Source organism: uncultured Clostridium sp. (assembly GCF_963527835.1).
Taxonomy (GTDB): Bacteria; Bacillota; Clostridia; order Clostridiales; family Clostridiaceae; genus Clostridium.
Genome location: NZ_CAURTC010000010.1, coordinates 66,989 through 93,074, shown reverse-complemented (window position 1 = coordinate 93,074; position 26,086 = coordinate 66,989). Strand labels below are relative to the sequence as shown.

General features: G+C 27.8%; 20 protein-coding genes. 15 read left to right on the top strand and 5 right to left on the bottom strand.

Going from position 1 to position 26,086, the window contains the following annotated elements:
- Positions 1 to 50 precede the first annotated feature (50 nt).
- From RYM86_RS07580 to carB, 6 genes are all read left to right on the top strand, one after another.
- On the top strand, positions 51 to 803 hold the full coding sequence (locus tag RYM86_RS07580) for a PH domain-containing protein (protein WP_315079224.1): 753 nt from the start codon (positions 51 to 53) through the stop codon (positions 801 to 803).
- Between the two features lie 226 nt (positions 804 to 1,029).
- The gene (locus RYM86_RS07575) at positions 1,030 to 1,800 is read left to right on the top strand and encodes an SDR family oxidoreductase (RefSeq protein ID WP_315079221.1); all 771 of its coding nucleotides are present in this window, start codon (positions 1,030 to 1,032) and stop codon (positions 1,798 to 1,800) included.
- A 323-nt stretch (positions 1,801 to 2,123) separates the two neighbouring features.
- Entirely contained in the window at positions 2,124 to 2,936 is an 813-nt protein-coding gene (locus tag RYM86_RS07570) for an HAD family hydrolase (protein ID WP_315079219.1), read from the top strand.
- A gap of 98 nt (positions 2,937 to 3,034) precedes the next feature.
- Complete coding sequence (locus tag RYM86_RS07565; RefSeq protein WP_315079217.1) at positions 3,035 to 4,492, top strand: methyl-accepting chemotaxis protein; 1,458 nt, start codon at positions 3,035 to 3,037, stop codon at positions 4,490 to 4,492.
- A gap of 365 nt (positions 4,493 to 4,857) precedes the next feature.
- A complete protein-coding gene (gene carA / locus RYM86_RS07560; protein WP_315079214.1) occupies positions 4,858 to 5,913 on the top strand; it encodes a glutamine-hydrolyzing carbamoyl-phosphate synthase small subunit in 1,056 nt (351 codons plus the stop codon).
- A 14-nt stretch (positions 5,914 to 5,927) separates the two neighbouring features.
- Entirely contained in the window at positions 5,928 to 9,137 is a 3,210-nt protein-coding gene (gene carB, locus RYM86_RS07555) for a carbamoyl-phosphate synthase large subunit (protein ID WP_315079213.1), read from the top strand.
- Positions 9,138 to 9,179: 42 nt separating this feature from the next.
- Here carB and RYM86_RS07550 read toward each other — a convergent pair whose 3' ends face one another.
- Positions 9,180 to 10,289, bottom strand: coding sequence for an HD-GYP domain-containing protein (locus tag RYM86_RS07550; RefSeq protein ID WP_315079212.1), 1,110 nt, complete (start codon positions 10,287 to 10,289; stop codon positions 9,180 to 9,182).
- 280 nt (positions 10,290 to 10,569) lie between these two features.
- Positions 10,570 to 12,462, bottom strand: coding sequence for a glutamine synthetase (locus RYM86_RS07545; RefSeq protein WP_315079210.1), 1,893 nt, complete (start codon positions 12,460 to 12,462; stop codon positions 10,570 to 10,572).
- Positions 12,463 to 12,779: 317 nt separating this feature from the next.
- Between RYM86_RS07545 and murI the strand changes: the two genes are divergently transcribed.
- The 6 genes from murI to RYM86_RS07515 all read left to right on the top strand — a co-directional run bounded on the left by murI (position 12,780) and on the right by RYM86_RS07515 (position 19,034).
- Positions 12,780 to 13,556, top strand: a complete 777-nt coding sequence (murI, locus tag RYM86_RS07540) for a glutamate racemase (protein ID WP_315079208.1) — start codon at positions 12,780 to 12,782, stop codon at positions 13,554 to 13,556.
- Positions 13,557 to 13,695: 139 nt separating this feature from the next.
- Complete coding sequence (locus RYM86_RS07535) at positions 13,696 to 14,220, top strand: peptidylprolyl isomerase (protein ID WP_315079207.1); 525 nt, start codon at positions 13,696 to 13,698, stop codon at positions 14,218 to 14,220.
- A gap of 366 nt (positions 14,221 to 14,586) precedes the next feature.
- Positions 14,587 to 14,955 (top strand): DUF3783 domain-containing protein, encoded by a 369-nt coding sequence (locus tag RYM86_RS07530; protein ID WP_315079205.1) that lies wholly within the window; start codon positions 14,587 to 14,589, stop codon positions 14,953 to 14,955.
- A 1-nt stretch (position 14,956) separates the two neighbouring features.
- Positions 14,957 to 15,625, top strand: coding sequence for a helix-turn-helix transcriptional regulator (locus tag RYM86_RS07525; RefSeq protein WP_315079204.1), 669 nt, complete (start codon positions 14,957 to 14,959; stop codon positions 15,623 to 15,625).
- Between the two features lie 98 nt (positions 15,626 to 15,723).
- A complete protein-coding gene (locus RYM86_RS07520; RefSeq protein WP_399547432.1) occupies positions 15,724 to 17,607 on the top strand; it encodes a S8 family peptidase in 1,884 nt (627 codons plus the stop codon).
- Between the two features lie 89 nt (positions 17,608 to 17,696).
- Positions 17,697 to 19,034: a peptidoglycan-binding protein gene (locus RYM86_RS07515; protein WP_315079203.1), complete on the top strand. Its 1,338-nt coding sequence runs from the start codon at positions 17,697 to 17,699 to the stop codon at positions 19,032 to 19,034.
- Between the two features lie 336 nt (positions 19,035 to 19,370).
- Here the strand turns inward: RYM86_RS07515 and RYM86_RS07510 are convergent, their stop codons facing one another.
- Together RYM86_RS07510 and RYM86_RS07505 are read right to left on the bottom strand one after the other, a co-directional pair.
- Positions 19,371 to 20,276, bottom strand: coding sequence for a radical SAM protein (locus tag RYM86_RS07510; protein ID WP_315079202.1), 906 nt, complete (start codon positions 20,274 to 20,276; stop codon positions 19,371 to 19,373).
- 182 nt (positions 20,277 to 20,458) lie between these two features.
- Positions 20,459 to 21,517: a transporter gene (locus tag RYM86_RS07505; RefSeq protein WP_315079201.1), complete on the bottom strand. Its 1,059-nt coding sequence runs from the start codon at positions 21,515 to 21,517 to the stop codon at positions 20,459 to 20,461.
- A gap of 133 nt (positions 21,518 to 21,650) precedes the next feature.
- Here RYM86_RS07505 and RYM86_RS07500 point away from each other — a divergent pair, with 133 nt between their 5' ends.
- The 3 genes from RYM86_RS07500 to RYM86_RS07490 are packed head-to-tail and all read left to right on the top strand — an operon-like array spanning position 21,651 to position 24,432.
- A complete protein-coding gene (locus RYM86_RS07500) occupies positions 21,651 to 22,721 on the top strand; it encodes a hypothetical protein (RefSeq protein ID WP_315079200.1) in 1,071 nt (356 codons plus the stop codon).
- 55 nt (positions 22,722 to 22,776) lie between these two features.
- Positions 22,777 to 23,715 (top strand): TIGR01212 family radical SAM protein, encoded by a 939-nt coding sequence (locus RYM86_RS07495; protein WP_315079199.1) that lies wholly within the window; start codon positions 22,777 to 22,779, stop codon positions 23,713 to 23,715.
- Positions 23,716 to 24,432 (top strand): 2-phosphosulfolactate phosphatase family protein, encoded by a 717-nt coding sequence (locus RYM86_RS07490; RefSeq protein WP_315079198.1) that lies wholly within the window; start codon positions 23,716 to 23,718, stop codon positions 24,430 to 24,432.
- Positions 24,433 to 24,665: 233 nt separating this feature from the next.
- Here the strand turns inward: RYM86_RS07490 and RYM86_RS07485 are convergent, their stop codons facing one another.
- Complete coding sequence (locus RYM86_RS07485) at positions 24,666 to 25,856, bottom strand: class I SAM-dependent rRNA methyltransferase (RefSeq protein ID WP_315079196.1); 1,191 nt, start codon at positions 25,854 to 25,856, stop codon at positions 24,666 to 24,668.
- Between the last annotated feature and the right edge of the window lie 230 nt (positions 25,857 to 26,086).

The following is a 26,086-nucleotide window of genomic DNA, read 5'->3' as shown; positions in this document are numbered from 1 at the left end:
ACGGTGGTGTGAGAGGACGCTAAATAAAATAATTATTTAGCTCCTACTCGATTGCATTTGTATATGTTTTTTCAACAGCAATCTCAATAGGAATAGAAATTTTTAAATATGGTAATTTTAGAATCACTAGAAATGAGGATTCATTTAATATAAGATATGGGACAATTAATTTAAAAGAATATTCTATATCATTAGATAAAATTCAAGGTATAAAGTTTAGACAAAATTTATTACAGCAATTATTAAATTTATATAAAATAGAAGCAATAGTCATAGGAGACAATGAAATAAATACATTGTTATTTCCATGCTTAAATAGTTCAAATAAAAATAAATTTATTAATGATTTTTTACCCGAATATAATATTACTAAAGAAATAGATAAGGCTCCTAAAAAATCAATTTTTAGATTTATATTTAAGAGATTTTTAATTTCTATGATTGTTTCAGTGATATTAATATTATTAACTAGGAATTTCTTACCTAAGTTATATATGATAAGTTGTTTTAAAGTTTTACTTCCATTAATTTTAGGAAGTTCTCAAATCATATTAGGTTACATTGACTATTTAAATAATGGTATATCAGTAGAAAATAATAATATTCTATTAACAAATGGTTCAAGAATGAGAAATACTTATATAATAAGAAAATTTAAAGTTCAATCATTGCAGGTTAAACAATCAATATTACAAAGATATAAAGATATTTGTAATTATAAAATAGACATTGCTACCAGCTCTTTTGGAGAAACAATAGAGATAAAAAATATGGATATAAATAAATATGAAAATATATTATAAATATGAAAATGTGCAGATTATTATTATGAAATCTGCACATTTTTTATTATAATATATTGACTTTATTTGGTATAATCTTATTAATAAATTTTTATTTGTATGTTTTAAAATAAAATGATATTTTAGAATAAAAATTATAGGACGGAAAATTTAATTTAGGAAGATTAAAAGTAAATATTAAGTTAAAACAAAACTTAATAATAAATGAAAAGAGGATATTGAGAATTTGAGAAAATATACGTTGATAACAGGTGGAACAGAAGGAATAGGGTTAGAATTAGCGAAGTTATTTGCTAAAGATAAATATAATTTGGTTATAGTAGCAAGGAATACAGATAAATTATTGCAAGTTAAAAAGCTTATAGAAAGTGAATACAAAGTAAATGTTGAAATACTTTCTGTAGATTTATCTATCAACAGTTCTTATGAAAAAATATTTGAATTTGTGGATAAAAAAAATATTTCTGTGGATTATTTAATAAATAATGCTGGAATTGGATCATTTGGATTTTTTCATAAAGGCGAATGTGGTTTTGAAGAGAATTTAATAAATATAAACATAATATCTCTTACAAATCTAACAAAATACTTTTTAGGTAAAATGGTAGAAAAAAATCATGGTGGAATAATGAATATAGCTTCAACAGCTGCATTTATAGGTGGACCGAAAATGGCAATGTATTATTCTAGTAAAGCTTATGTACTTTCATTAACTGAAGCTTTACATGAAGAAGTAAAAGATTTAGGAATAAAGGCAAGCTGTGTGTGTCCTGGACCTGTGAAAACATCTTTTCAAAGTAAAGCTGGAATAAAGAAGTCTGAAAAAGCTAAAAAGTATTTGATGGATGCAGATAAAGTAGCTGAAATAGCATATGAAGGATTTTTTAAAGGAAAGGCTATTATAATCCCAGGCTATAAAAATAAATTGTTAGTATGGGGAACAAAACTAATTCCAAGATCAATAAGTAGAAAGATAATATTTAAAAATAATGCTTAAATTAAGGTGATATTTTAGAATAAAGCTCACTGGATAGAGTAATTCACTTTAAGAGTAATGTTGATATTTGCATACGTAAAGTGGACTAAGTAATTGAACTTAGGAATACTAAAATGAGTATAGTCCCATTTTAGCTTGTTCCCAATATAAAATTAAGACAAGCAGTAAATGTGAGAATACTCATTAAGTATTCTCAAAATCCAATTATAATGCCACTTTACCTATTGTAGATATCAACATAGTTTTAAAATATTACTTATACTAGGATAATAATAAGTTGGGTTAGTATTTTTTAAATAGAAATAGTAATTATGGGGGAAATTATGGAGAAGTTTTTTTATGGATATTTGTTGGTTTCAGATATGGATGGAACATTATTAGATAGCGATGGTAAGTTATCTGAGGAGAATAGAAAGGCTATAGATTATTTCATAAGTAAAGGTGGAAATTTTACTTTAGCTACTGGAAGAATAGTCGCATCAGCTGGGAGATTTTTAAATGATATAAATGTTACATTGCCAGTAATACTGTATAATGGAGCGAAAATTTATGACTATAAAAACAACAGAGTGATTTATGAAGAATTTATAGAAAATTATAGAAAAAATACAATTACTTTAGTAAAAAGGGATAATCCTACTCTTGGAATTGAAGTGTATTCTGAAGAAAAAGTCTATATTTATTCTTCATGTAAATATACAGATAGATTTTCAAAATTGGGATATGAAGTTATATATAATTTACCTACAGAGGTTTGGAATAAAAAATGGACAAAGGTTCTTATTGTAGGAGATGAAGATGAAATAGATGTACTTGAAGAAAATTTTATAAGGAATTATGGCGATGGAAATATAATAAGAAGTGGTGCTAGATATTTAGAAATAGTTCCCAATAATACATCTAAAGGTAAAGCAATCGAAAAATTAATTGATATATACAATATAAAATCACAAAATCTTATAACTGTTGGTGATAATATGAATGATATTGAGATGATTAAACTAGCTGATTATGGTTTTGGTGTTAGAAATGGGGCAGAACGATTAATTAATAATTCAAAATTTATAGCACCAAGTAATGATGAAAATGCAATAGATTATGTAGTAAAGTGGATTAATAAAAATATAATAAGATAACTATTAAAATATGAATATTTTGTTAAAAAATATAAATTAAGTACGATAATCAAGATAATAATATAAAGAGAATGTATAAATAGAAGGGGAGAATTAATATGTTTAATAATAAAAATAGAGTTATTAGTGATGTTGTAACTAATATCTCTAATTTAAAGCTACCAAAAGAAAATATAAAAGTAGATAGGGATGTTTTAGATAAAATTAAATCAATACATATGAGATTAAATACTGGTAAGGGTAAATTTCAAGATATAACTAGATTAGTGTTGAATTCTGTTATTCAAATGAGTAATTTAGATTTAACTTTAACAGATAAACAAGAAAAAATAGAAAATGTAACTGAAGAAGTAGTTGAATTAATGGAAAGCGTATCTAGTACATCTGAAATATTATCTAGTACATCTGAAGAAATTACAGCAGCTCATACAGATATGACACAATCGATATCTCATTTATCATTAAATTCTACAAATTTATTAGAATCTATAAAAAGAAGTGAAGATGAGTTGTTAGAAATAAAGGGTTTTTCTGATACAGCAATATCTCATTCTATTGGAATGAAAGATGATATGAGTAATTTAATTCATGTAATAGAAAATGTACAAAATGTTATAAATGCTATCAGCGATATATCAGAACAAACTAATCTTTTGGCTTTAAATGCATCAATAGAAGCTGCAAGAGCTGGAGAAAGTGGACGAGGCTTTGCCGTGGTTGCAGAAGAAATAAGAAAATTAGCAGATGAAACTAAAACCTTAACCAATAATATGTCTGACTTTATAAATGCAATTGAATCTGCATCTAACAAAAGTAACTCTAGTGTTGATAATACTGTTGACTCTTTAGAAAAATTAAATCAAAATTTAGATTCAGTTGTAAAAGCAAGTAAAGATAATAGAGAACGTGTTAATAATATAAATGAATCAATAACATCTATTGCAGCTAATAGTGAAGAAATAAATACTTCTATGGATGAAGTTGCAACTAGTATGAGAAAATTTGATGAAGATATTGAAAAATTAGGTGAAGATACTATAGCGTTAAAAGATATAAGTTATACACTAGGAACTGTGATATCTCCTATAAGTTTAATGGAAGAAGATTTAGATAATGCATCTAAGATAATAGGAACTTTAGTTAATGATGAATATTATATGATAACTAATAAATTATTTATAGAAACAATTAATAAGGCAATTTCAGCACATCAAAATTGGCTGCAAACTTTAAATAAAATGGTTAATGATAGAGAAATATCAGCGCTTCAAGTCAATGAACAAAAATGTGGTTTTGGACATTTTTATTATTCAATGAAGCCTAAAAATGAAGAAGTATTAACAATTTGGAATGATATAGGTGAGAAGCATAAAGTATTTCATTCATATGGAAGAGACATAATATCAAAATTAAAATCAAATGTTAATGATAATATTGTAAAAGAAATGTATAGTAAAGCAGAAAAACTTTCCGTTCATTTAATTAATGATTTTAAAAAGATAATAAATTTTGCTGAAGAATTAGATTCTTCTAACAGTAACGTATATACTAATTAATTTCTAAACTATTTATTTAAAATACTCATAGTTTAGAAACAAGAATTAATACATTTAAATAAAAAAATAAATCTATTCTTCTTGACAGTATATGTATGATAAACTACAATAAGAAACAAGGTAAATATATAAATAAATATTTTCTAAAGATACACTTTAAATTGGTCCAGTGAGGCCAGAAAGGAGTCTATTTCTATGATATATTATGAGTTAGAAAAAAATAATACAGCTTTGTTTAAAGCAGTTAGTATACTTGATAAATATGTGTGGATAGTAAAGAGACCTCTTTTATGGTTGTCTCTTTAGTATCCTTTTATTTTATATAAAAATATAAATTTTAAAACATAAATTAAGGAGGACTAAGTATGAAAGCAAAGCTTATATTAGAAAATGGTATGGTATTTGAAGGTAAGGCTTTTGGATATTTGAAAGAAAGTATTGGAGAAGTAGTATTTACTACTGGAATGACAGGATACCAAGAAGTACTTACAGATCCGTCTTATTATGGTCAAATAGTAACTATGACTTATCCTTTGATAGGGAATTATGGTATAAATCTTGAAGACATGGAATCAGATTCAATAAAGGTTAGAGGGTTCATCGTTAGAGAAAAATGCAATTTACCAAGTAACTTTAGATGCGAATTAGAATTAGAAGACTTCTTAAAACAAGGAAAGATTATTGGCTTAGAGGACATTGATACAAGAGCTTTAACTAAGGTTTTAAGAAATAGTGGGACAATGAGAGGTATCATTGCACTAGAAGATTTAGATGATAAAACTATAAAGGAAAAAGTAGCGAGTTTTTCTAACAAAGAAGCGGTTAAGAACGTTACTACCAAAGAAAAATATGTGGTTAATGGTAACGGAAATGGAAAACATATAGCAATAATGGACTTCGGAATAAAGCAAAATATAATAACTAATTTCAAAAAAAGAGGATGTAAGCTAACAGTATTTCCTGCAACAGCAAGTGCAGAAGAAATATTAAATGCTAATCCAGATTTAGTATTCTTATCTAATGGACCTGGAGATCCAGAGGATTTAGATTTTGTTATAGAAAATGTAAAGAAAATAGTAGGTAAAAAGCCTATTGTAGGTATTTGTCTAGGACATCAATTATTAGCATTAACTTTAGGTGGAAAAACTACAAAATTAAAGTTTGGCCACAGAGGATGCAATCATCCAGTTAAAGATTTAGAAGAAAATATAGTTCATATAACTTCTCAAAATCACGGTTATGTAGTAGAAACATTACCAGAAAATGTTGAAGTAACTCATGTAAATATAAATGATGGAACTGTAGAAGGATTAAAGCATAAGACTTTACCGATATACTCAGTTCAATTCCATCCAGAAGCATCAGCGGGTCCTAAGGATAGCGAATATATATTTGATAAATTTTTAAAATATGCACTATAGGGGGATGAAGATAAATGCCATTAAATAAAGATATAAAAAAAGTTTTAGTTATAGGATCAGGTCCAATAGTTATAGGTCAAGCAGCGGAGTTTGACTATTCAGGAACTCAAGCGTGTGAAGCTTTAAAATCAGAGGGAATAGAGGTTGTTTTAATAAATTCTAACCCCGCAACAATAATGACTGATAAAGAAGTTGCAGATAAGGTATACTTAGAGCCTCTAACATTAGAATTTATTGAAAAAGTTATTGTAAAAGAAAGACCAGATAGTTTACTTGCAGGAATGGGAGGTCAAACAGGACTTAACCTTGCAGTAGAATTACATGATGCAGGTATTTTAGATAAATATAATGTAAAAGTAATAGGAACATCTATTGAATCTATAAAAGAAGGCGAAGATAGAGAACTATTTAGAGATATGATGAATAGAATCGGAGAACCAGTTATAAAGAGTGAAATTGTTACTGATTTACAGTCAGGTATAGATTTTGCTAATAAAATTGGATATCCAGTAATAGTAAGGCCAGCTTATACATTAGGTGGATCAGGTGGCGGTATTGCAGATGATGAAGAGGAATTAAGAACAATACTAGAATCAGGTCTTCAATTAAGCACAATAGGTCAAGTTTTACTTGAAAAGAGTGTTAAAGGTTGGAAAGAAATAGAATATGAAGTAATGAGAGATTCTTATGGAAATTGTATTACTGTATGTAATATGGAAAATATAGATCCAGTAGGAATACATACAGGTGATAGTATAGTTGTTGCACCATCACAAACTCTTTCGGATAAGGAATATCAAATGCTTAGAACAGCATCTATAAATATAATAAATGCTGTAGGTATAGAGGGCGGATGTAACGTTCAGTTTTCATTAAATCCAAATACTTTTGAATATGCAGTTATAGAAATTAATCCTAGAGTTTCAAGAAGTTCAGCTTTAGCATCAAAAGCAACAGGTTATCCAATTGCAAAACTTGCAGCTAAAATAGCTCTTGGATATGGATTAGATGAAATTAAAAATGCTGTAACTCAAAAGACATATGCATGTTTTGAACCAACACTTGATTATATTGTAGTAAAAATACCAAAATGGCCTTTTGATAAATTCTTTGGTGCTGATAGACAGCTTGGAACTAAGATGATGGCAACTGGAGAAATAATGGCTATAGGAGCTAACTTTGAACAAGCATTTTTAAAAGGAATAAGAAGTTTAGAAATAGGTAAATATTCATTAGATCATAAAAAGTTTAAAGAACATAGCATGTCTGAACTTAAGGCATTAGTAATGAAGCCAGATGATGAAAGAATCTTTGCTCTAGCAGAAATGTTACGCCGTGATTATATGATTGAAAGAATAAATAAAATTACTGGTATAGATAAATTCTTTTTAGAAAAAATTAAATGGATAGTTGAAGAAGAACAAAGATTAAAATTAAGTAATATAGAAGATTTAGATAAAGAATGGTTAAAGAGTTTAAAGAAAAAAGGTTTTTCTGATAAAGCAATAGCAGATATGCTAAAGGTAAGTCCAGAGGACATATATAGATTAAGAGATATTTGGAGTATAAAGCCATCATATAAAATGGTAGATACTTGTGGAGGAGAATTTGAAGCATTATCACCATATTACTACTCTACTTATGAACAATATGATGAAGTTGAAGTATCTAATAGAAAAAAAGTAATAGTAATAGGATCAGGTCCAATAAGAATAGGTCAAGGAATTGAATTTGATTATGCATCAGTTCATTGTGTAAAGGCATTAAAGAAACTTGATATTGAAACTATAATAGTAAATAATAACCCTGAAACTGTAAGTACTGATTTTGATATATCAGATAAGTTGTACTTTGAACCATTAACAGAAGAAGATGTTTTAAATATAATTGAAAAAGAAAATCCATATGGGGTAATTCTTCAATTTGGTGGTCAAACAGCAATTAAACTTGCTAATTTCTTAAAGGAAAAAAATATTAAGACTTTAGGAACTACAGCAGATCAAATAGATATGGCTGAAGATAGAGAAAAGTTTGATGAACTACTAGAAAGATTAGACATATCAAGACCTAAAGGTAAAGGTATATGGTCAGTAGAAGAGGGATTGGAAGAAGCAGAAAGATTAGGTTTCCCAGTACTTGTTAGACCATCTTATGTAATTGGTGGTCAAGGAATGGAAATAACTCATGATGAAGAAGAGTTAACTTTCTACTTAACTAATGCATTTGCAAAAGACAAAAAGAATCCAATACTTATAGATAAATATTTAATGGGTAGAGAAATTGAGGTAGATGCTATATCTGATGGAGAAAATGTACTTATACCAGGAATAATGGAACATTTAGAAAGAGCAGGAGTTCACTCTGGGGATAGTGTAACTATGTATCCAAGTCAAAATGTTTGTGATGAAATAAAAGGGGAAATCTTAGAATATACTAAGAAGTTGGCTTTAGCAATAGGAATAAAAGGAATGATAAATATTCAATTCATAGAATTTGAAGGAGATTTATATGTAATTGAAGTTAACCCAAGAGCATCAAGAACTGTACCTTATATAAGTAAGGTTAGTGGAGTACCAATTGTTGATATAGCAACACAAGTTATGCTTGGAGCTAAATTAAATGATTTAGGATATGGAGTAGATATATACAAAGAACCTGAATTAGTTTCAGTTAAAGTTCCAGTATTCTCAACTCAAAAATTACCTAATGTTGAAGTATGCTTAGGGCCTGAAATGAGATCAACAGGAGAAGTTCTAGGAGTGGGTAGAACTTTGAAAGAAGCTCTTTACAAAGGTTTTGTAGGGGCGAATATGTATCCATCAAAGAAAAAAGGCAAAATATTAGCAACAATTAATAAGCATAATAAGGCAGAATTTTTACCAATAGCTAAGGATCTTGCTAAAGTTGGATATAAGTTTATAGCAACAACAGGAACATGCAAGCTATTAAGAGAAGAAGGAATAGATGCAGAAGAAGTTCGTAAGATAGATGAAGAAAAGCCTAATATTTTAGATATAGTTAAAAATAGAGACGTTGATTTAGTTGTTAATACTCCAACTAAAGGTAATGATTCTAAGAGAGATGGTTTTTTAATTAGAAGAGCAGCTGTTGAGAGAAACTTAGGAGTTATTACTGCATTAGATACATTAAGGGCAATCGCAGATGTTGAATTAGAAGAATTTGATAAAAATAAAAATTTAGATGTATTTGATATAACTAAATAAGCATAAATAAAAAATGTTACAATTAATTATTGTAACATTTTTTTATGCTTCATATTTTATGCCTGATATTACTACTGATAATTCAGTTAATAAATTAATACGAGATCCAACAATTTCTTTGTTATCACTTTTTAATATTTTTATTTGAGGCCTAAGTGGATAATTTGGAAAGGTCTCTTCAACTATGCCAACATCACCATTACTTAAACAGACTATAGTTCCATTTGGGAATGGTATTATAACTCTAGAGAATACTTTAATCATGTCATAATCAAAGAAAGTTCCAGAGTTAGACATTATGTATTCTAATGCATCACCAGGACACATAGCACGCTTATATGGTCTATCAGATGTTAGCGCATCATATACATCTGCAATACTCACTATTTTAGCCATATAATTAATCTTATCTCCATTTAATCTATAAGGATAACCTAATCCATCTACTCTTTCATGGTGTTGCAAGATTATTAATTTACTATTGGAATTAATATTATATAAATCACCTAAAAAGCTATATCCTCTTTCAGGATGAGTTTTTATAATATCAAATTCTTCTAAAGTTAATTTACCAGGTTTTAATATAATATCTTTATCTATAAATGTCTTACCTATATCATGAAGTAATGCACCACTACATAATTGAATTAGTTTCCGCTTAGGAAGTTTTAAACTTATCCCTAGTACTAAAGATAAAACAGCTACATTTACAGAATGTTGATAAGTATAATTATCCATATTTTTAATATCAACTAGTGAAATTAACAAATTTTTATTAGACAATATATTGTCTAATAATTCTTCTGATATAGTACTTATATTTTCAAAATATTTTAGTTCATGTTTTGAATAATTATTAATTGAGCATTTTTCAAAGCTATGAAGTGAAGAAATTCTTTGAATATCATTAAATGTTTCTTTTAAAATTTTAATAGCTTTTTGACGTAATTCAGGTTTTATTATATCTTCTATTTCGTAATCACTATATTCATCAATTATATATATTGAAAGTATACTTAACTGCTTAATTTTTTGTATTAAAGGTTGCGTTAATTTTACTCCCTTTTTCAACAAAATTCTACCCTCAGAATCATATATAGTTTTACCTAATATAGTATCTTTCTTTACACATTCAATTGGTATTAAACGCATGATTAGCACCTCGTAATAATATTTCCATAAATTTAATAAATATACAATTATATCAGAATATAGAGAAATTTTTTTGTTAAACAATTACACTTTATTATATCATATATAGGATATTTAGACAAAACTTGCAATAAAAAATGGGAGAAAAAGCTAAAACTTTATCTCCCATTTTTTATTTATAAAATACCTAAAATTAATAAGCTTTCTAGATATATAAGTTTTAATTTTAGTAGAATTTGAATTTAACCGATTAGATCTAAAAAGTTAATAGAAACCTTGTTTATATATCTAAAAGATTTTTTCTATAAGAAGAATATAGACTTCTAAGAAGTTTCATTTTATCTTCAAGCTCAATATATAATTCTGATGCTTTTGCGTAATCTTTATTTATAAAAGCTATTTTAATTCTTGTAAATAAACCTTTAGTTGTATAGGTATCTTTCATTATATACATTCTTAAATCATTTATTTTCATCCAATTAGATATATCTAAATCTAAGGCCTTATCTAATGAATGAAGAGGTGCAAATGATCTTATTTCATTAATATAATTATTAATAATTCTATGAATAATTTCAGTAGTCCATCTTTGTAATGTAGCTAACTTAAAGCTGTTTATTATGTCTGATGTCATTACATTATTTTTCTTTAATATTTCAACTTTCTCAGGATATGTTTCTAATTGTGATAAATTTTCATAAATAGTTGCAGGAGCTATACCGAAGAATTTATTTCTTTCTTCTTCAGAGAAGTATTCAAATACATCTTCTTCACTTCTATAAGCTCTTTCTTTTTCAAGATAATCTGCATCTTCACCTGATTTCTTTGATAATTCAGCAAGTAATTCATCTTCTGTTTTGTTTACAGCATACAATATACCATCAAGCATTGACATAAAAGAAACAGCCATTGCAATATAGGTGTTTGTATGTGGATTTGGAGATCTAAGCTCAAATCTAGTAGCTAACGGAGAATCTAAATCTCTAATTAACCCAACTAATATAGATCTATTTCTTGATGGGTTTTCAGGACTCTTACCAAGTGAAGTTACTATACATACAGGTGCTTCAAATCCTGGTTTTAATCTTCTTAATGAGTTGTTTGTTGAAGAAATAAATGGATTCACAACTTCATAGTTTTTAAGAATTCCCATTATAGCTCCATATCCGATTACACTTAAGAAGTGGTTTTTAGGTCCATTAAATATGTTTATTCTTTTTCCGTTCTTTAATTTTAAACTAATACTTAAATGAACATGCATTCCAGATCCAGCTACTTCTTCTATTGGTTTAGCCATGAATGTTACTTCAAGTCCATTTCTTCTAAATGTTTCTTGAGTTAATATTCTTACAAATAACTCATTATCAGCAGCTTGAAGAGCGTCAGAATATTTCCAGTCTATTTCTATTTGCTCCATAACATGATCGAAGTTACCAGATGAGTTTAATTTAGCTCTTACTCCACCAACTTCTTTATGACCCATTTCAGGTTCAAAATCATATTTTTCCATTAAAAGAAGTGTTTCTTCAAGTGCAGTTCTTACTGAACCTTTAGTTCTTGTCCAATAATGTTCATGTAGTACTTGAGAAGTTGATAATTCTTCTACTTCAGCATTTTCATTAGGTGTTTTAACCCAAAATTCTAATTCAGTAGCAGAAGTAACTATTATATCATCTATATCATCAGGGGTAATATCATAAATATTTAAAAGTTCAGGCTTGTCTTTAAAAAGATGAGAAAGAGTTTCTTTAACTGTAGAGACAGATGCTTTAAGAATATGTCTAGAATCAACAGGTTTGTTATCATGATATAAGAAACATGGTATTCTTAGTGTACCTACAGGTTTGTTGGTTTCGGGATCTGTAAAGTTAAAGTTGTAATCAACAAACCATTTACTGTCTAAATCGGTAATCATATCAACTTTAGCATTGTTTAATGTAGCAATACCAGGCAATACAACAGAAGAACCATCTGTTTGAACAGCAATTCCGTTTAAGTATGAATCTATATTTTCTAAGAAAAGTTTAACAGGTATTTTTTCATCAGTATCATTACCAGATAAATCAATACCAACAAATGAAACAAACTTAATTTGGCTATTCTCATTCAATATTGCATTTAGGTCTTTAGCGTTATGATTCTCTTTTTTAATAACATAAAGTAAATTATTCATAATAATAAGCAGTTACAGATAATTCTGTAAGTTGCTATTCACATCCTTTCACAATTTAAATTTGATTTTAACGTATATCGAACAAATGATAAAAAAAACATAAAAATATTCGTATTTATTAGCTATAAAAATTCTATTATAAGTAGACTATACTGTCAATATATTTAAAGTTAAATTTTTAATTTAATAATTATAGTACAATTATAAATAAAATATGAAATAAAAGTACACATAAAAAACAATTCAATATAGATTTATTTTTAATAAAGTAATAAAATGTTTATTAGATAATATAGGGAAATTGGAGTGTGAACACTTTGGATAAAAAAAATAGGCCTATAGGATTTTTTGATTCAGGGGTAGGCGGATTAAGTGTAATGAAAGAAGCTATTAGTCTAATGCCGAATGAAAATTATATATATTTTGGAGATTCTAAAAATGCACCTTATGGGGTTAAGACTGTTGAAGAGGTCAGAAACCTTACATCTAATGCAGTAGAATGCTTATTAGAAAAGAATGTTAAGGCAATTGTAGTTGCTTGCAATACTGCAACTAGTGCTGCAATAGATTTAGTTAGAAGTAAATATAAAAATATTCCTATAATAGGCATAGAGCCAGCATTAAAATTAGCAACTAAGTATAATAGAAAAGGCAACATAATAATAATGGCTACACCTATGACTTTAAAGGAAAAAAAATTTAAGTCTTTAATGGAAAAATACAGTGAGAATTATGATATAGTATCATTACCATGTGCTAAATTAGTTGAATTTATAGAGAATGGTATACTAAGTGGAGAAGAGTTAGAAGAATATTTAAAAGAAAAGTTTAAGCCATATATAAATAATGATATAGGTGTAGTTGTTTTAGGATGTACTCATTACCCATTTATAAAAGAAATATTGCATAAATTAATTGACAAAGATATACCTATAATAGATGGTGGACTTGGCACTTCTCAAGAATTAAAAAGAAGGTTAGAACAAAAGAATTTATTGAATACTGAAGATAAGAAAGGTAGTATAACTATAATAAATTCAAATGGAAGCGAAAAAATGATAGAACTTTGTAAAAAGTTAATAGAAATTTCTTAATTAGCATATAAATGAATTTATGCAAATATTTTAGCTAATAATATATGTTATGAAATTGCACTAAGTGAAAAAATATATTTATACTATATAAATATATTTAATATATTAAATATCGTAATGTTTGAAAGGAGAATTTTTTATGGCAAATCCAATTGTTACAATAAAGATGAAAAATGGAGGAACAATAAAAGCTGAATTATATCCAGAAATAGCTCCAAATACAGTTAAGAATTTTATTGATTTAATTAATAGAGGATTTTATGATGGATTAATATTCCATAGAGTAATACCAGGTTTTATGATACAAGGAGGTTGCCCAGAAGGTACAGGAATGGGTGGCCCAGGATATGGTATAAAGGGTGAATTCACATCTAATGGATTCAAAAATGAGTTAAAACATAGCAAAGGTGTATTATCTATGGCAAGAGCTATGCATCCAGATTCAGCAGGAAGTCAATTTTTCCTTATGGTTGCAAATGCGCCTCATTTAGATGGTCAATATGCATCATTTGGTAAAGTTATTGAAGGAATTGAAATTGCAGATAAAATAGTTGCATCAAAAAGAGATATGCAAGATAGACCTTATGAAGATCAAGTTATTGAAAAGATGACTGTTGATACTCAAGGTGAAACTTATGGAGAACCAGAAATAATTGAAGAATAGTTCATTAGAATAAAAAGCTCTATTTTAAATATGTGTTGATATATAATTATTTAAAAGTGTTTGTTTAAATATATATCAACACTTTATTAAAAATAATATTTAAATAGGTTGTTTTTTACTGTATATGAAATTATAGAAATTTTAAAGCTTGAAAGGCTGATAAAATCTAAGTTAAAGTAAATATTAGTTGAAAATTGAGAGTGAAAAGTGGAGAATTAAGAAAAAAATTTCTAGTAAAATTTTAAAATATATATTTTAGAAAGTCTTTAAGACTTTCAACCCAAACCTTCAACTTTCATCTCTCTACTCTCAACTAAAAAGCGTGGTGCAGCCACTTTTTTATATATAAGTGAAGGCGGTGATATTATGATTCCTAACATTAAGTGTATATTAGCATATGGATTAGAGGATAATGAAATTAATAAAATAAAACAACGTCATGGAAAAGTTATAAAAATTAACAAAGACATGGGAAATGTTAAGATAAAAGATTTAATATCAGGCTTAGAACAAGTAGAAGAACCAGAAGATATGCTAGATGAAAAGATGATAATATTTAATAAGTTTGCAGAAGGCGAATTAAAGGGCGCAATAAAATATATAAGAGGATTTACAAGTGATGGAGTGTTAGCTGTAACTACACCAGTTTCTTGTAATTGGTCACTTAAATATTTATTGGAGCATTTAATTGAAGAGAGAGAATGGCATAAAGAGGGGCAAAAGGGGAGAGAGTAAAGTGAGCCGTGTAGGAGAAAAAATAAAACAAGCAAGAGAAAAGAATGGATTATCAGCTAAAGTATTGGGTAAGAAATTAGGCGTGGCAGAAAAATATATAAATGATATTGAATTAGGAAGAAAAGTAGCCAATGAATCATTTATAGAAAGAGTATCTAAATTCTTAAAAACTGATTTAAATGATATAAGTATGGTTGTTACTGATGAGGACTTAATGAAAGAAAAAGAAAGTCTAAGGAAATCAGTTAATACTAAGATTGAAAAATCAGAAGTATGGACTGATGCTTTTGCTTCAGTTATAAAAAATGTACCTATATACAATTATGCTTTATCTAATACAAAGGGTACAAAAGAATTAACTGTTCATTCTAATAAAGTAGAAGGATATCCACAAGATAAAGTTCTTTATCTTGAAATAGAAAATGATGAGATGTCTGGATTTAGAATTTTAAAAGGTGATTTAGCTTTTGCACATATGGTTAAGGAATTTAGTAATAATGGTATTTTTTTAATTGATCATAAGGGTGAAAGAAAAATAAGACAAATAAGAAGTCTTGGTAATTCTAAAGTTCTATTAATTAGCAATGGTGGTAGTTTACTTACAGAAACAACTGAAATAAAAGAGATAAATATAATTGCAAAATTAGAGAGAATAGAAATAAAACTGTAGTTTTATTAAGTAGTTGTATACATAAAAGTGTATAACTACTTTTTTTGTTCAATTAATCAATGTATGGGCATAAACTTATTATATAAAAATAGTTGGGGTTGATTAAAATAGAGATTACAGAATCTAACGGAATATCGTCTAAACTTGATACTGCTATTGGATTATTAACTAATGTACCACAAGATATATTAAATAGAATAAATACAAAGTTTTTTTCAGGAGAATTAGGTAAAGTAATTGAGGTTGTTATTTTATATAGAGATACAGCTGAAAATTTAGCAGCATTAGCTAAAGAGCTAGAGGGTGAATTTCAAGATTTAGGATTTAACTTTGGACTAATTAGTTTGCCACTAAAAAATTTAATTAAATTAGCAACAAGTAATAGTATTCAGTATATAGAATTGCCTAAGAACTTATATGAAGCAGACAGCGAAGGAAATAGAGCAACCTGTGTGCCTCAAGCTGTATCAATTTATAAAGTATCTGGAAAAGGCACACTAGTAGGGTTTATTGATTCAGGGATAGATTATATGCATCCAGCATTTATGGATTCTAATGGTAAGACTAGGATAGAATATATATATGATTTAAGTTTCGGGAAAAAAGTTTATGATAAAGAGTCAATAAACAAAGCCATAGAATCAAAAGATCCATATTCAATTGTTCCGGTTTTTGATAATACAGGTCATGGAACTCATGTTGCAGGAATAGCTTGTGGTGGTGGCAATATTAGCGATGCATATAAAGGTGCAGCACCAGAATCATCTATAGCTATGGTAAAAGCAGCAAGAGGCACTTGGATATTAAGTTCTCAAATAATGCAAGGAATAAAATTTTTAATAGATAAAAGTAAAGAAACTAATATGCCTTTAGTTATTAATATGAGCTTGAGCACTAATAATGGAGCCCATAATGGCAGTAGTTTATTAGAACAATATATTAGCACAGTATCTAATTTAGAAAGAGTAACTATAGTTATAGCAGCAGGAAATGAAGGTGATGCAGCACATCATACAGGTGGTGAGCTTTATGAAACTCAAACTAAAGCATTTAATGTTGCTAGTGATGAAAGTACAGTGGTTATAAATTTATATAAGTCAATACTACCAGATGTATCTTTAGATGTAATATCACCAACTGGTCAAAGCAGTGGAAGCATAAATATGCAAGAAGGATACTTTCATGGAGGGATAGGGCGTGATAGATATGATATATATGTATCTGGACCAAAGCCATTTGAATTGAATAGTGAAATTCAAATAATAATATCTTCTAGAGAATCAAGTTATTTAATTACTGGTGTATGGAAAATACAAATTGCTACTCGTAATAACTATAATGGATCATTTTCAATGTGGCTTCCAATATCTGAAGGGTTAAATCCTCAGACTAAATTTTTAGAACCTATAAATTATAATACATTAGGAATACCAGCAACTGTAGAAAATGTTATAGCTGTAGGAAGTTATAATTCACTTACAAATACCTTATCTTCATTTAGTGGAAGAGGACCACAGGCTCGAAGCAACTTAATAAGACCTGACCTTGTTGCGCCAGGTGTAAATATATTAGGACCAACTCCTAATGGAGGATACGATTCTAAAACAGGAACTTCAATGGCAGCACCTCAGGTATCAGGAATCTGTGCATTAATTATGGAATGGGGAATAGTAAAGGGAAATGATCCGTACTTATATGGACAAAGATTAAAGTACTATTTAGTAAGAAGTTCTAATAGAACAAGAACTGATATAGAATATCCAAATCCACTTTGGGGATATGGAACAGTTTGCGCTTATGATACCATTTATGATATTGAAAATACAATAAATCAAATATTATTTAGAAACTATAGATTAAGAGAAAATAAGGATAAATGTGAAAGATATATTAATTATGAGGACATTGATCAATATATTAATTCGGAAAAAAATAATGAGTTTTATGTAAATAATTTATTTATTAGACTTCCTAATAAATGACGATATAATGAGATAAATACAAAATTAGAGGAACTAAATCTCGTCTTACTTCATATAATATTCGTAGGAAAAATTTTAAGGAGTTAGTTATGGCAGATAAAGGTAATTTGAGAATTCAATGTTTTAATGGAGACAGTTATATCCCTGTAGATAACGCTAAAATCAGTGTAAAAGGAAGTTCATTAAATGAAAATAATCCATCAACATCAAGCATAGAATTAGTCACTAATTCAATTGGATTAACTGATAAAATAGATTTGGATGCACCACCTATTGAATATTCTTTAGATGAAAATAGTAATAAAATTCCTTATAGCATATATGATATTTTAGTTGAAAGAGACGGATTTGAAACTTTAATAATAAAGGGGTGTCAAATATTTCCGAAAGAGATTGCTTATCAAAGATGTAGTTTGATTGAACGTAGAAATATTACAAGGCAAGAGGAAGTAATTAAAATTCAACCCAATACTCTTAATGGTAATTTTCCACCTAAAATTCCTGAAGATGATGAAAAAAAATTACCACCTCCAAGCTCAGGAGTTGTATTGGCACAACCGATAGTGCCAGAATATATAATAGTACATCAAGGAGTTCCTAATGATACCTCTGCACCTAATTATACAGTTCCTTTTAAGGAATATATAAAAAATGTTGCATCTTGTGAAATATATTCTACATGGTCTAGTAATGCAATAAGAGCTAACATATTTTGTATAATTTCATTTACTTTGAATAGAATATATACAGAATGGTATAGAGGAAAAGGAAAGAACTTTGATATTACAAGTTCTACTGCTTATGATCATGCTTTTAATTATGGAAGGAATACTTACGATAACATAAGTTTAATTGTTGATGAAATATTTTCCACCTATATTAGAAGATTTGGTAGAAAGCAACCTCTTTTAACACAGTATTGTGATGGAAAAACTGTCTCTTGCCCAGAATGGTTAAGTCAATGGGGAAGTCAAAGCTTAGGTGCGCAAGGAAAGCCACCATATGAAATATTAAAATATTATTATGGAAATGATATTGAACTTGTAACTGCAGAAAAAGTTCAAGGAAGTCCTAAATCGTATCCAGATTATGATTTAACTATTGGATCGGTTGGTGAGCCAGTTAAAACAATACAAAATCAACTAAATAGAATATCAAATAATTATCCTCTTATTCCTAAATCGGCTGAGGATGGAGTTTTTGGTACTAGTACTGCAGAAGCAGTTAAAGTATTTCAAGGAATTTTTAATTTACCACAAACAGGTGTAGTTGATTATGCTACTTGGTATAGAATATCAGATGTGTATGTAGGGGTTACAAGAATAGCAGAACTTAGAGGTGAAAGTTCTGATCAAAAAATATTTGTTCCACCAATGACTATACAACAAGCAAATAGAGAAATTCCAAGTTTTAATTACTTTGTATAGAAAAAATAAAGTAATGCTTCAAATTGTTTGAAGCATTACTTTTTTGTTGCATAGTTATAGAACTTTTAAAGTTTAAAGAGATTATGAAATTTAAAGTGTGACTAATTTGTTTTTTTAGACTTTTTTAAATATTCGTTTATATATGCAATAGGTAAAATGGCATTGGAATTGGACTTTGAGAATTCTTAATGAGTATTGTCACATTTATTGCTTGTCTCAATTTTATATTGGGAGCAAGCTAAAATGGGACTATACTCATTTTAGTATTCCTAAGTTCAATTACTCAGTCCAGTTTTACTTATGCATATATAAACACTTTATTTAAAACATTATTTTTTATATTCCTTCACCATTAAAAGATGGAACAAAATCTGTTGTGTTAGTTCCTTGATCTTGGATAAAGCCATTTTTTAAACCAATATTTACGGCATAATCAATTAAGCTATCATAATGATTTGGATTTAGAGTCTTATTTATTTCAGGATAATCACAGGCTTTAAACATAGGTGTATATTGATTCATTAGGCTAATATAGATTTTATCCCCATATCTATTAAATAGTAAATCTACAATTTTTTTTGAATCAAAAAGTAAGCCTGGAAGAAGTAAATGTCTAACAATAACACCTTTGGTAATATGAGATTCTGAGTCAAAGTTAACTTCACCAGTTTGCCGTACCATTTCATCTATAATTTTTATGGCATTTATACTATAATCACTAGCTTTAGAATATTTAGTAGAATATTTATTATTGAAATATTTGAAATCAGGAAGATACACATCAATGTATCCATCTAAAGCTTTAATTGTTTCAAGTGAATCATAAGTGTTTGTATTATATAGTATAGGTATATTTAATCCTTTAGATTTAGAAATTTCTAGAGCCTCAATTATTTGTGGTACATAATGAGTTGGGGTAACTAAATTTATGTTATTAGCTCCTTTTTCTTGAAGTTCTAAAAATATGTCAGCAATTCTTTCTATTGATATGTCCATTCCTTTAAATTCTTGACTTATATCATGGTTTTGGCAAAAGACACAATTTAAATTACAATGTGAAAAAAATACGGTACCAGAACCTTTGCCAGATGAAATAGGCGGCTCTTCCCAAAGATGTAAGGCAGCTCTTGCAACTTTCACCTTTTCAGAAGCTCTACAAAATCCAATTTCATTATTTAATCTATTAATTTTACACCCTCTATAGCAAAGAGTACATTCTTTTAACATATTTGAATATTTCATAATTATCTCCTCGATATTTAATATAAACAGAATTCTAATACTTTTTATTATATCATGAGATATTATTTAATGATTATGTTTAAAAAAAATGTTGATACGTGTAATAGGTAAAATAGGACTACACTCATTTCTATCATTCCTAATTTTAATTACTCCGTTCATTTTACTTATATATATCAAGATTACTTTAATTCCTTTCTATGTTTAAAATAAAATATTACACTTTGTAGAACGAATACTAAACTTAATACTCCAAAAGCTGGATATAATTTTGTTATTAAATTACTAAATCCAATTTGAGATATTGGAAGGGCTATTGCTAAAATTATAAAAATACCTTTTTTAAAGTCTATATTAAATGTTTGTTCTAATGTTTTGCTTATTGAATAAACATCTGAAACTTCAGTAGAGAACATTTCAAGCCAAATAATCACTAATAATATAGCTTGTATTATGCTACCAAATCTATTTGCAACAAGAAGTAATGGAATTTCAAATTTGTATATATAAGGTTGATTTACTGTTAACATAAGATTTATTGCTAAGCAAAGTAAAGTTAGTCCAATAGCACCAATAGTAATTCCTATAAACATAGTTTTAGGTTTTTTCATTTGATTGCTAAGAGGAACTAGTACACCAGTACAACAAAGGGTGTTATAACCAGCATATAATATAGCTGATACAGCAAGTCCACTCTTAACAGGCTTGAATTGTCTCATGCTCTCCAATGAGACTGCATCTCTAGAAAATACAAAGTATAAAATAGTAATCAATGTTATTGTGCAGATTAAAGATGGAACTATAAATGAATTTACTGCAATTAATCCATCAGTACCTCTTAATAAGAAAAATACAGCTATACAAATCATTATTATTGATCCAACTAATTTAGGAATTCCAAAAAATTGATTTATAAGAGCACCACTACCAGCCAAAATTATAGAGGCACTTGAAATAAGATATAAAGTAGTTATAAAACCTGTAAATTTGCCTAAATAATTAGGACTTATCACATTAATCAAATCACTATAAGAATTTAACTCATAATGAATACTTATTTTAGCGATTATACATCCAATTACAATATAAAATATTCCACATACTATAATGCCAAAAAAACTTTTTAGACCAAAAGATGTGAAAAATTCAGTGATTTCTTTTCCTGAAGCTAATCCAGCTCCAACAATAGTACCTATGAAAACTACTGCAACTTGAAATATATTAACAAAACTCTTTTTCAATTTAAATTCTCCTTAACAATATTTTCACTAATAAGTATATAATGTAAAGTTATCTTTTATTCTTAAATTCTCGCATAACACTACATTTCTTAGGAAAAATAAATAAAGAGCTAAATAAGGGAGGTATTCAATTTTGAAAAAGATAATTTTAATAATAATGTCTATGATGATGATTTTTATATCGATAGGATGCAGTAATAAAACGTCAAATAATGAAAAGATAGATTTATATGACAGCAAGAAAGCTATTGAAACTGCTCAAAAATATTTAATGGAGATACAAAATGAAAATTTTGAGGAGGCAAAAAAATTCTGCACTAAAGATTTTGCTTCAGCTTCAAAGATAAACGATTTAGGAAATTCTAAAATACAAGTATTTAAGATAAATAAGAGTGCAGATGGTGGAGATAAGGTATCTATAACATTTGATGTGCTTAGAGGTGAAGATTACTCACCTAATAACAATTTAGATAAATATAAAATAGATGTTATAAAAGAAAATGACCAATACAAAATAAATAATTTAAGTGCTGCTGAAGAAGTAGAAGCATATGAAAAAGAAAATGAATTAAGATTGCAAACATCAGGTTCAGGAGAAAGTAAGCTTATTTTAAAACTTTCAGATATACCTAAACAAGTATATAATAAAGGAGATAATCCATTAGAGAGAGTAGATATTCCAAGTGATAAGTTTTCTAGTTGTGGTTTAAGTTATTCTGGTGATAAGGTAGCATACTCAACAACTAATGGGAAAGATAGTTTTATTGGAATACTATACATAAAGAATGATAAATCAGTTACTACAATAGGAAGTAACCAAGATGATACTCAAAATAAATCTGATAATAAAAGCAATGCAATAGAAAAAGTTCAAACTGATAAAGTTATGAATTTTGGGATATTAAATGATTGCAAAATAGAGAGAATAGTATTTAGTGCGGCCGAAGATAATTTGGTAGTGTCTTATAAGAATTATAATGAAGGAGTAGGACTAAAAATATTTAATGTAGAAAGCGGAAAAGAATCTTCATTGGATATAAAAAGTAAGTTTCCAACAGATAAATATAATGTAAGAGTTATGTATGTAGATGAAGATGAAATTATAGTTAGAGTCACATTGTTAGAGGGAGTACCTGAAGAAAAAGAAGATTTAACAGGTATTTATTCTATAAACATAAATAAATCTACAATAGAAAAGAAGTAGAGAATGTAATTTAAAAAATATTATAAATGTGTATAGATGAAATTTAGGAGGCAAAATGAATAATTCTTGGAATGAAAAGAGATATCATAGTTTAAATTATTTTTTGAGAGAAAAATTTGGAGAAAAGGTATTTAAAATATCTTTAGATGGTGGATTTTCATGTCCTAATAGGGATGGAAAAGTAAGTAAAGGTGGATGTGTATTCTGTAGTGCTAGAGGTTCTGGAGATTATGCAGGAAGTAGAAATTTTTCTATTACAGGTCAGTTTAATGATGTAAAAACTATGATGGCTAACAAATGGAAAAGTGGAAAGTATATAGCATATTTTCAAGCATATACAAATACATATGCTCCAGTAGATGAGTTAAGACAGAAGTATGAAGAAGCTATAAATCAAGAAGGTGTTGTAGCATTATCAATAGCAACTAGACCAGATTGTTTAGAGGATGATGTATTAGATTTAATAGAGGAATTAAGTAAAAAATTATATGTATGGGTTGAACTAGGTCTGCAAACTATAAACGATGATGTAGCTAAGAAAATAAATAGAGGATATGATTTAAAAGTATTTGATGATGCAATGACTAGACTTAAAGAAAGAAATATAGATGTTGTTGTACATTCTATCTTGGGATTGCCTGGTGAAAGCCAAAATGATATGTTAAAAACTATAGATTATATTGCTCATTCTGGAGCTCAAGGAATTAAGCTTCATTTACTACATTTAATGAAAGATACTAAAATGGTTGAGTTATATGAAAATGGTGAACTGCAATTCTTATCACAAGAAGATTATATAAAATTAATTTGCAGGGCAGTTTCTATGTTACCTAAAGAAATGGTGGTACACAGATTAACTGGTGATGCGCCTAGAGATTTACTAATAGGTCCTATGTGGAGTTTAAAAAAGTGGGAAGTATTAAATGCAATAGATAAAACATTAGAAGATAATGATATATATCAGGGCAAAAATTTTGATATGGGGGATATTTAAATGAGAGTAGATGTTTTAATTTCAGCAGATTACATAACTGATGATATTGTAAAAGATAAGGTTGTTGTTGTAATAGATATGTTTAGAGCAACTTCAGTTATAACAACTGCAATTAATAATGGATGCCAAAAAGTTATACCATATTTAACTGTAGAAGAAACACTTGAAGAGTCGAAGAGATACGATAAGAGTGAAGTTATATTAGGTGGAGAAAGAAGAGCAGTTAAGATAGAAGGCTTTGATTTAAGTAATTCACCTTTAGAATATACAAAAGAAGTGGTTAAAAATAAAATAGTTTTAATGACAACTACTAATGGAACTAGAGCATTAACTAAATGTTTACCAGGCAAAAAGATTGTTATAGCAGCAATGATAAATGCAGAAGCTGTAGCTAAAAAATTATTAGAATTTAACGAAGATATTGTTATAGTAAACGCAGGAACTAATGGAGAATTCTCTATGGATGATTATATTTGTGGAGGATATATAATTAATACTATGTTAAAAGAAAAAAGTAATATAGAACTTACAGACATAGCTAAGACTTCAAATATGATTTATGAAAGCAATAAGGATATTATAAATTACGTTAAAGAAGCGAGACATTATTCAGTTATGAGATCTTTAAAATTAGATAAAGATATAGAATATTGCATAAAAAAAAGCATAATAGATGTAGTTCCAATTTATGATGGAAATAAGATAGTTAAATTATAGACTTCTTGAAGTTTAAAAACTATATTAAATGTTAAGAGTAAGAATGGATTTAGTTAAAAATTAAAAGGCTAAGTTTTTAATATGTGTTGATATATGTAATAGGCAAAGTGGCATTGTAATTGGCTTTTAGAACTCTTAATGGGACTATAATCATTTTAGTGTTCTTAAGTTCAATTACTCCGTCCACGTTGCTTATACATATATCAACACTCTACTAAAACTTAGCTACTTTTTTATAGTTTTGTTTTATCAAATACTTGGAATATGAAGAATTTTAAATAGTAACTTTCATCTGAATTCCAAAGTATTGGATGATCACAAGATTGAGTTCTAAATTCTACTTGTCTTATAAGTTTATTAGCATCTTGGCAAGCTTCTACAATAGTTTTCTTTAAAAGTTCTTCATTCATGTAATGAGAGCAAGAACAAGTTATGAAGTAACCACCATGTTTAACTAATTTTAAACCTCTTAAGTTAATTTCCTTATATCCTCTTTTGGCTGCATTAATAGTATTTCTAGACTTTGTAAATGCAGGAGGATCAAGTATTACAACGTCAAATTTCTTTTCTTCTCTTGACCATGCAGGAAGAACATCGAAAGCATTATGACATTCAAATTTAACTGTATCTTGAAGATTGTTTAATTCAGCATTTTTATTAGCACAGTCTATAGCATGCTGGGAAACATCTATTCCAAGAACTGATTTTGCACCAGCAATACCTGCGTTTAAAGCAAAAGAACCAGTATGAGTAAAGCAATCTAATACGTCTTTATCCTTACATATTCTATGAATAGCAGCTCTATTTTCTTTTTGATCTAAGAAGAAACCAGTTTTTTGGCCATTTGCTAGATCAACTATGTACTTAACTCCATTTTCAACAATTTCAACATTAGTATCAAAAGGTTCAGTTAAAAATCCTCTAGTTTGTTCTAAACCTTCTATTTCTCTAGTTGCTATGTCACTTCTTTCATATACACCTTTAGCATTATATTCATTAACTAATACTTTAACAATTAAATCTTTATATTGATCCATTCCAAGTGTAGAAATTTGAATTACATAATAATCTTCAAATTTATCAACAGTTAATCCAGGAAGAAAATCAGCTTCTCCAAATATCATTCTACAAGATGAATCATCAATAATACTTCTTCTATATTCAAAAGCTGTTTTAAATCTCTTCTTAAAGAATTCCTCATCTATATCTTCATTTATATCTCTTGACATTATTCTTATAGTTATTTTACTTTTATCATTTATGTAACCTTTACCTATAAAGTAACCTTTGTGATTGTATACTTCTACGATATCACCATTTTCATATTCACCGTCATATTCATTAATTTCATCAGTATAAATCCAAGGACGACCTTGTTCAGCTTTACCGCTACGTCCCTTATGTAAATAAAATTTACTTGCCATATTAAAAAGACCCCTTCCAAAATAAATATTATATTTAATAATAGGCCTTATTCTTAGTTATTAAGAAAAGTCTTTTTTAATGAGCCTATCGTAATAATAAATACTCAATTAAAATAAAGCCTAAAAAAATTATAAACCAGAATAAAACTGGTCTATAATTTTTCTTTAAATATCTTATATGATTATAACATAATAGTCTAATTAGTATTTAATTATTTTAATATGCTTTA

Coding starts and splice junctions, on each gene's coding strand:
- RYM86_RS07565 (WP_315079217.1), top strand. CDS start 3,035: ATGTTTAATAATAAAAATAGAGTTATTAGTGATGTTGTAACTAATATC.
- RYM86_RS07490 (WP_315079198.1), top strand. CDS start 23,716: ATGAGAGTAGATGTTTTAATTTCAGCAGATTACATAACTGATGATATT.
- carB (WP_315079213.1), top strand. CDS start 5,928: ATGCCATTAAATAAAGATATAAAAAAAGTTTTAGTTATAGGATCAGGT.
- RYM86_RS07545 (WP_315079210.1), bottom strand. CDS start 12,462: ATGAATAATTTACTTTATGTTATTAAAAAAGAGAATCATAACGCTAAA.
- RYM86_RS07550 (WP_315079212.1), bottom strand. CDS start 10,289: ATGCGTTTAATACCAATTGAATGTGTAAAGAAAGATACTATATTAGGT.
- RYM86_RS07570 (WP_315079219.1), top strand. CDS start 2,124: ATGGAGAAGTTTTTTTATGGATATTTGTTGGTTTCAGATATGGATGGA.
- RYM86_RS07510 (WP_315079202.1), bottom strand. CDS start 20,276: ATGAAATATTCAAATATGTTAAAAGAATGTACTCTTTGCTATAGAGGG.
- carA (WP_315079214.1), top strand. CDS start 4,858: ATGAAAGCAAAGCTTATATTAGAAAATGGTATGGTATTTGAAGGTAAG.
- RYM86_RS07485 (WP_315079196.1), bottom strand. CDS start 25,856: ATGGCAAGTAAATTTTATTTACATAAGGGACGTAGCGGTAAAGCTGAA.
- RYM86_RS07535 (WP_315079207.1), top strand. CDS start 13,696: ATGGCAAATCCAATTGTTACAATAAAGATGAAAAATGGAGGAACAATA.
- RYM86_RS07495 (WP_315079199.1), top strand. CDS start 22,777: ATGAATAATTCTTGGAATGAAAAGAGATATCATAGTTTAAATTATTTT.
- RYM86_RS07530 (WP_315079205.1), top strand. CDS start 14,587: ATGATTCCTAACATTAAGTGTATATTAGCATATGGATTAGAGGATAAT.
- RYM86_RS07515 (WP_315079203.1), top strand. CDS start 17,697: ATGGCAGATAAAGGTAATTTGAGAATTCAATGTTTTAATGGAGACAGT.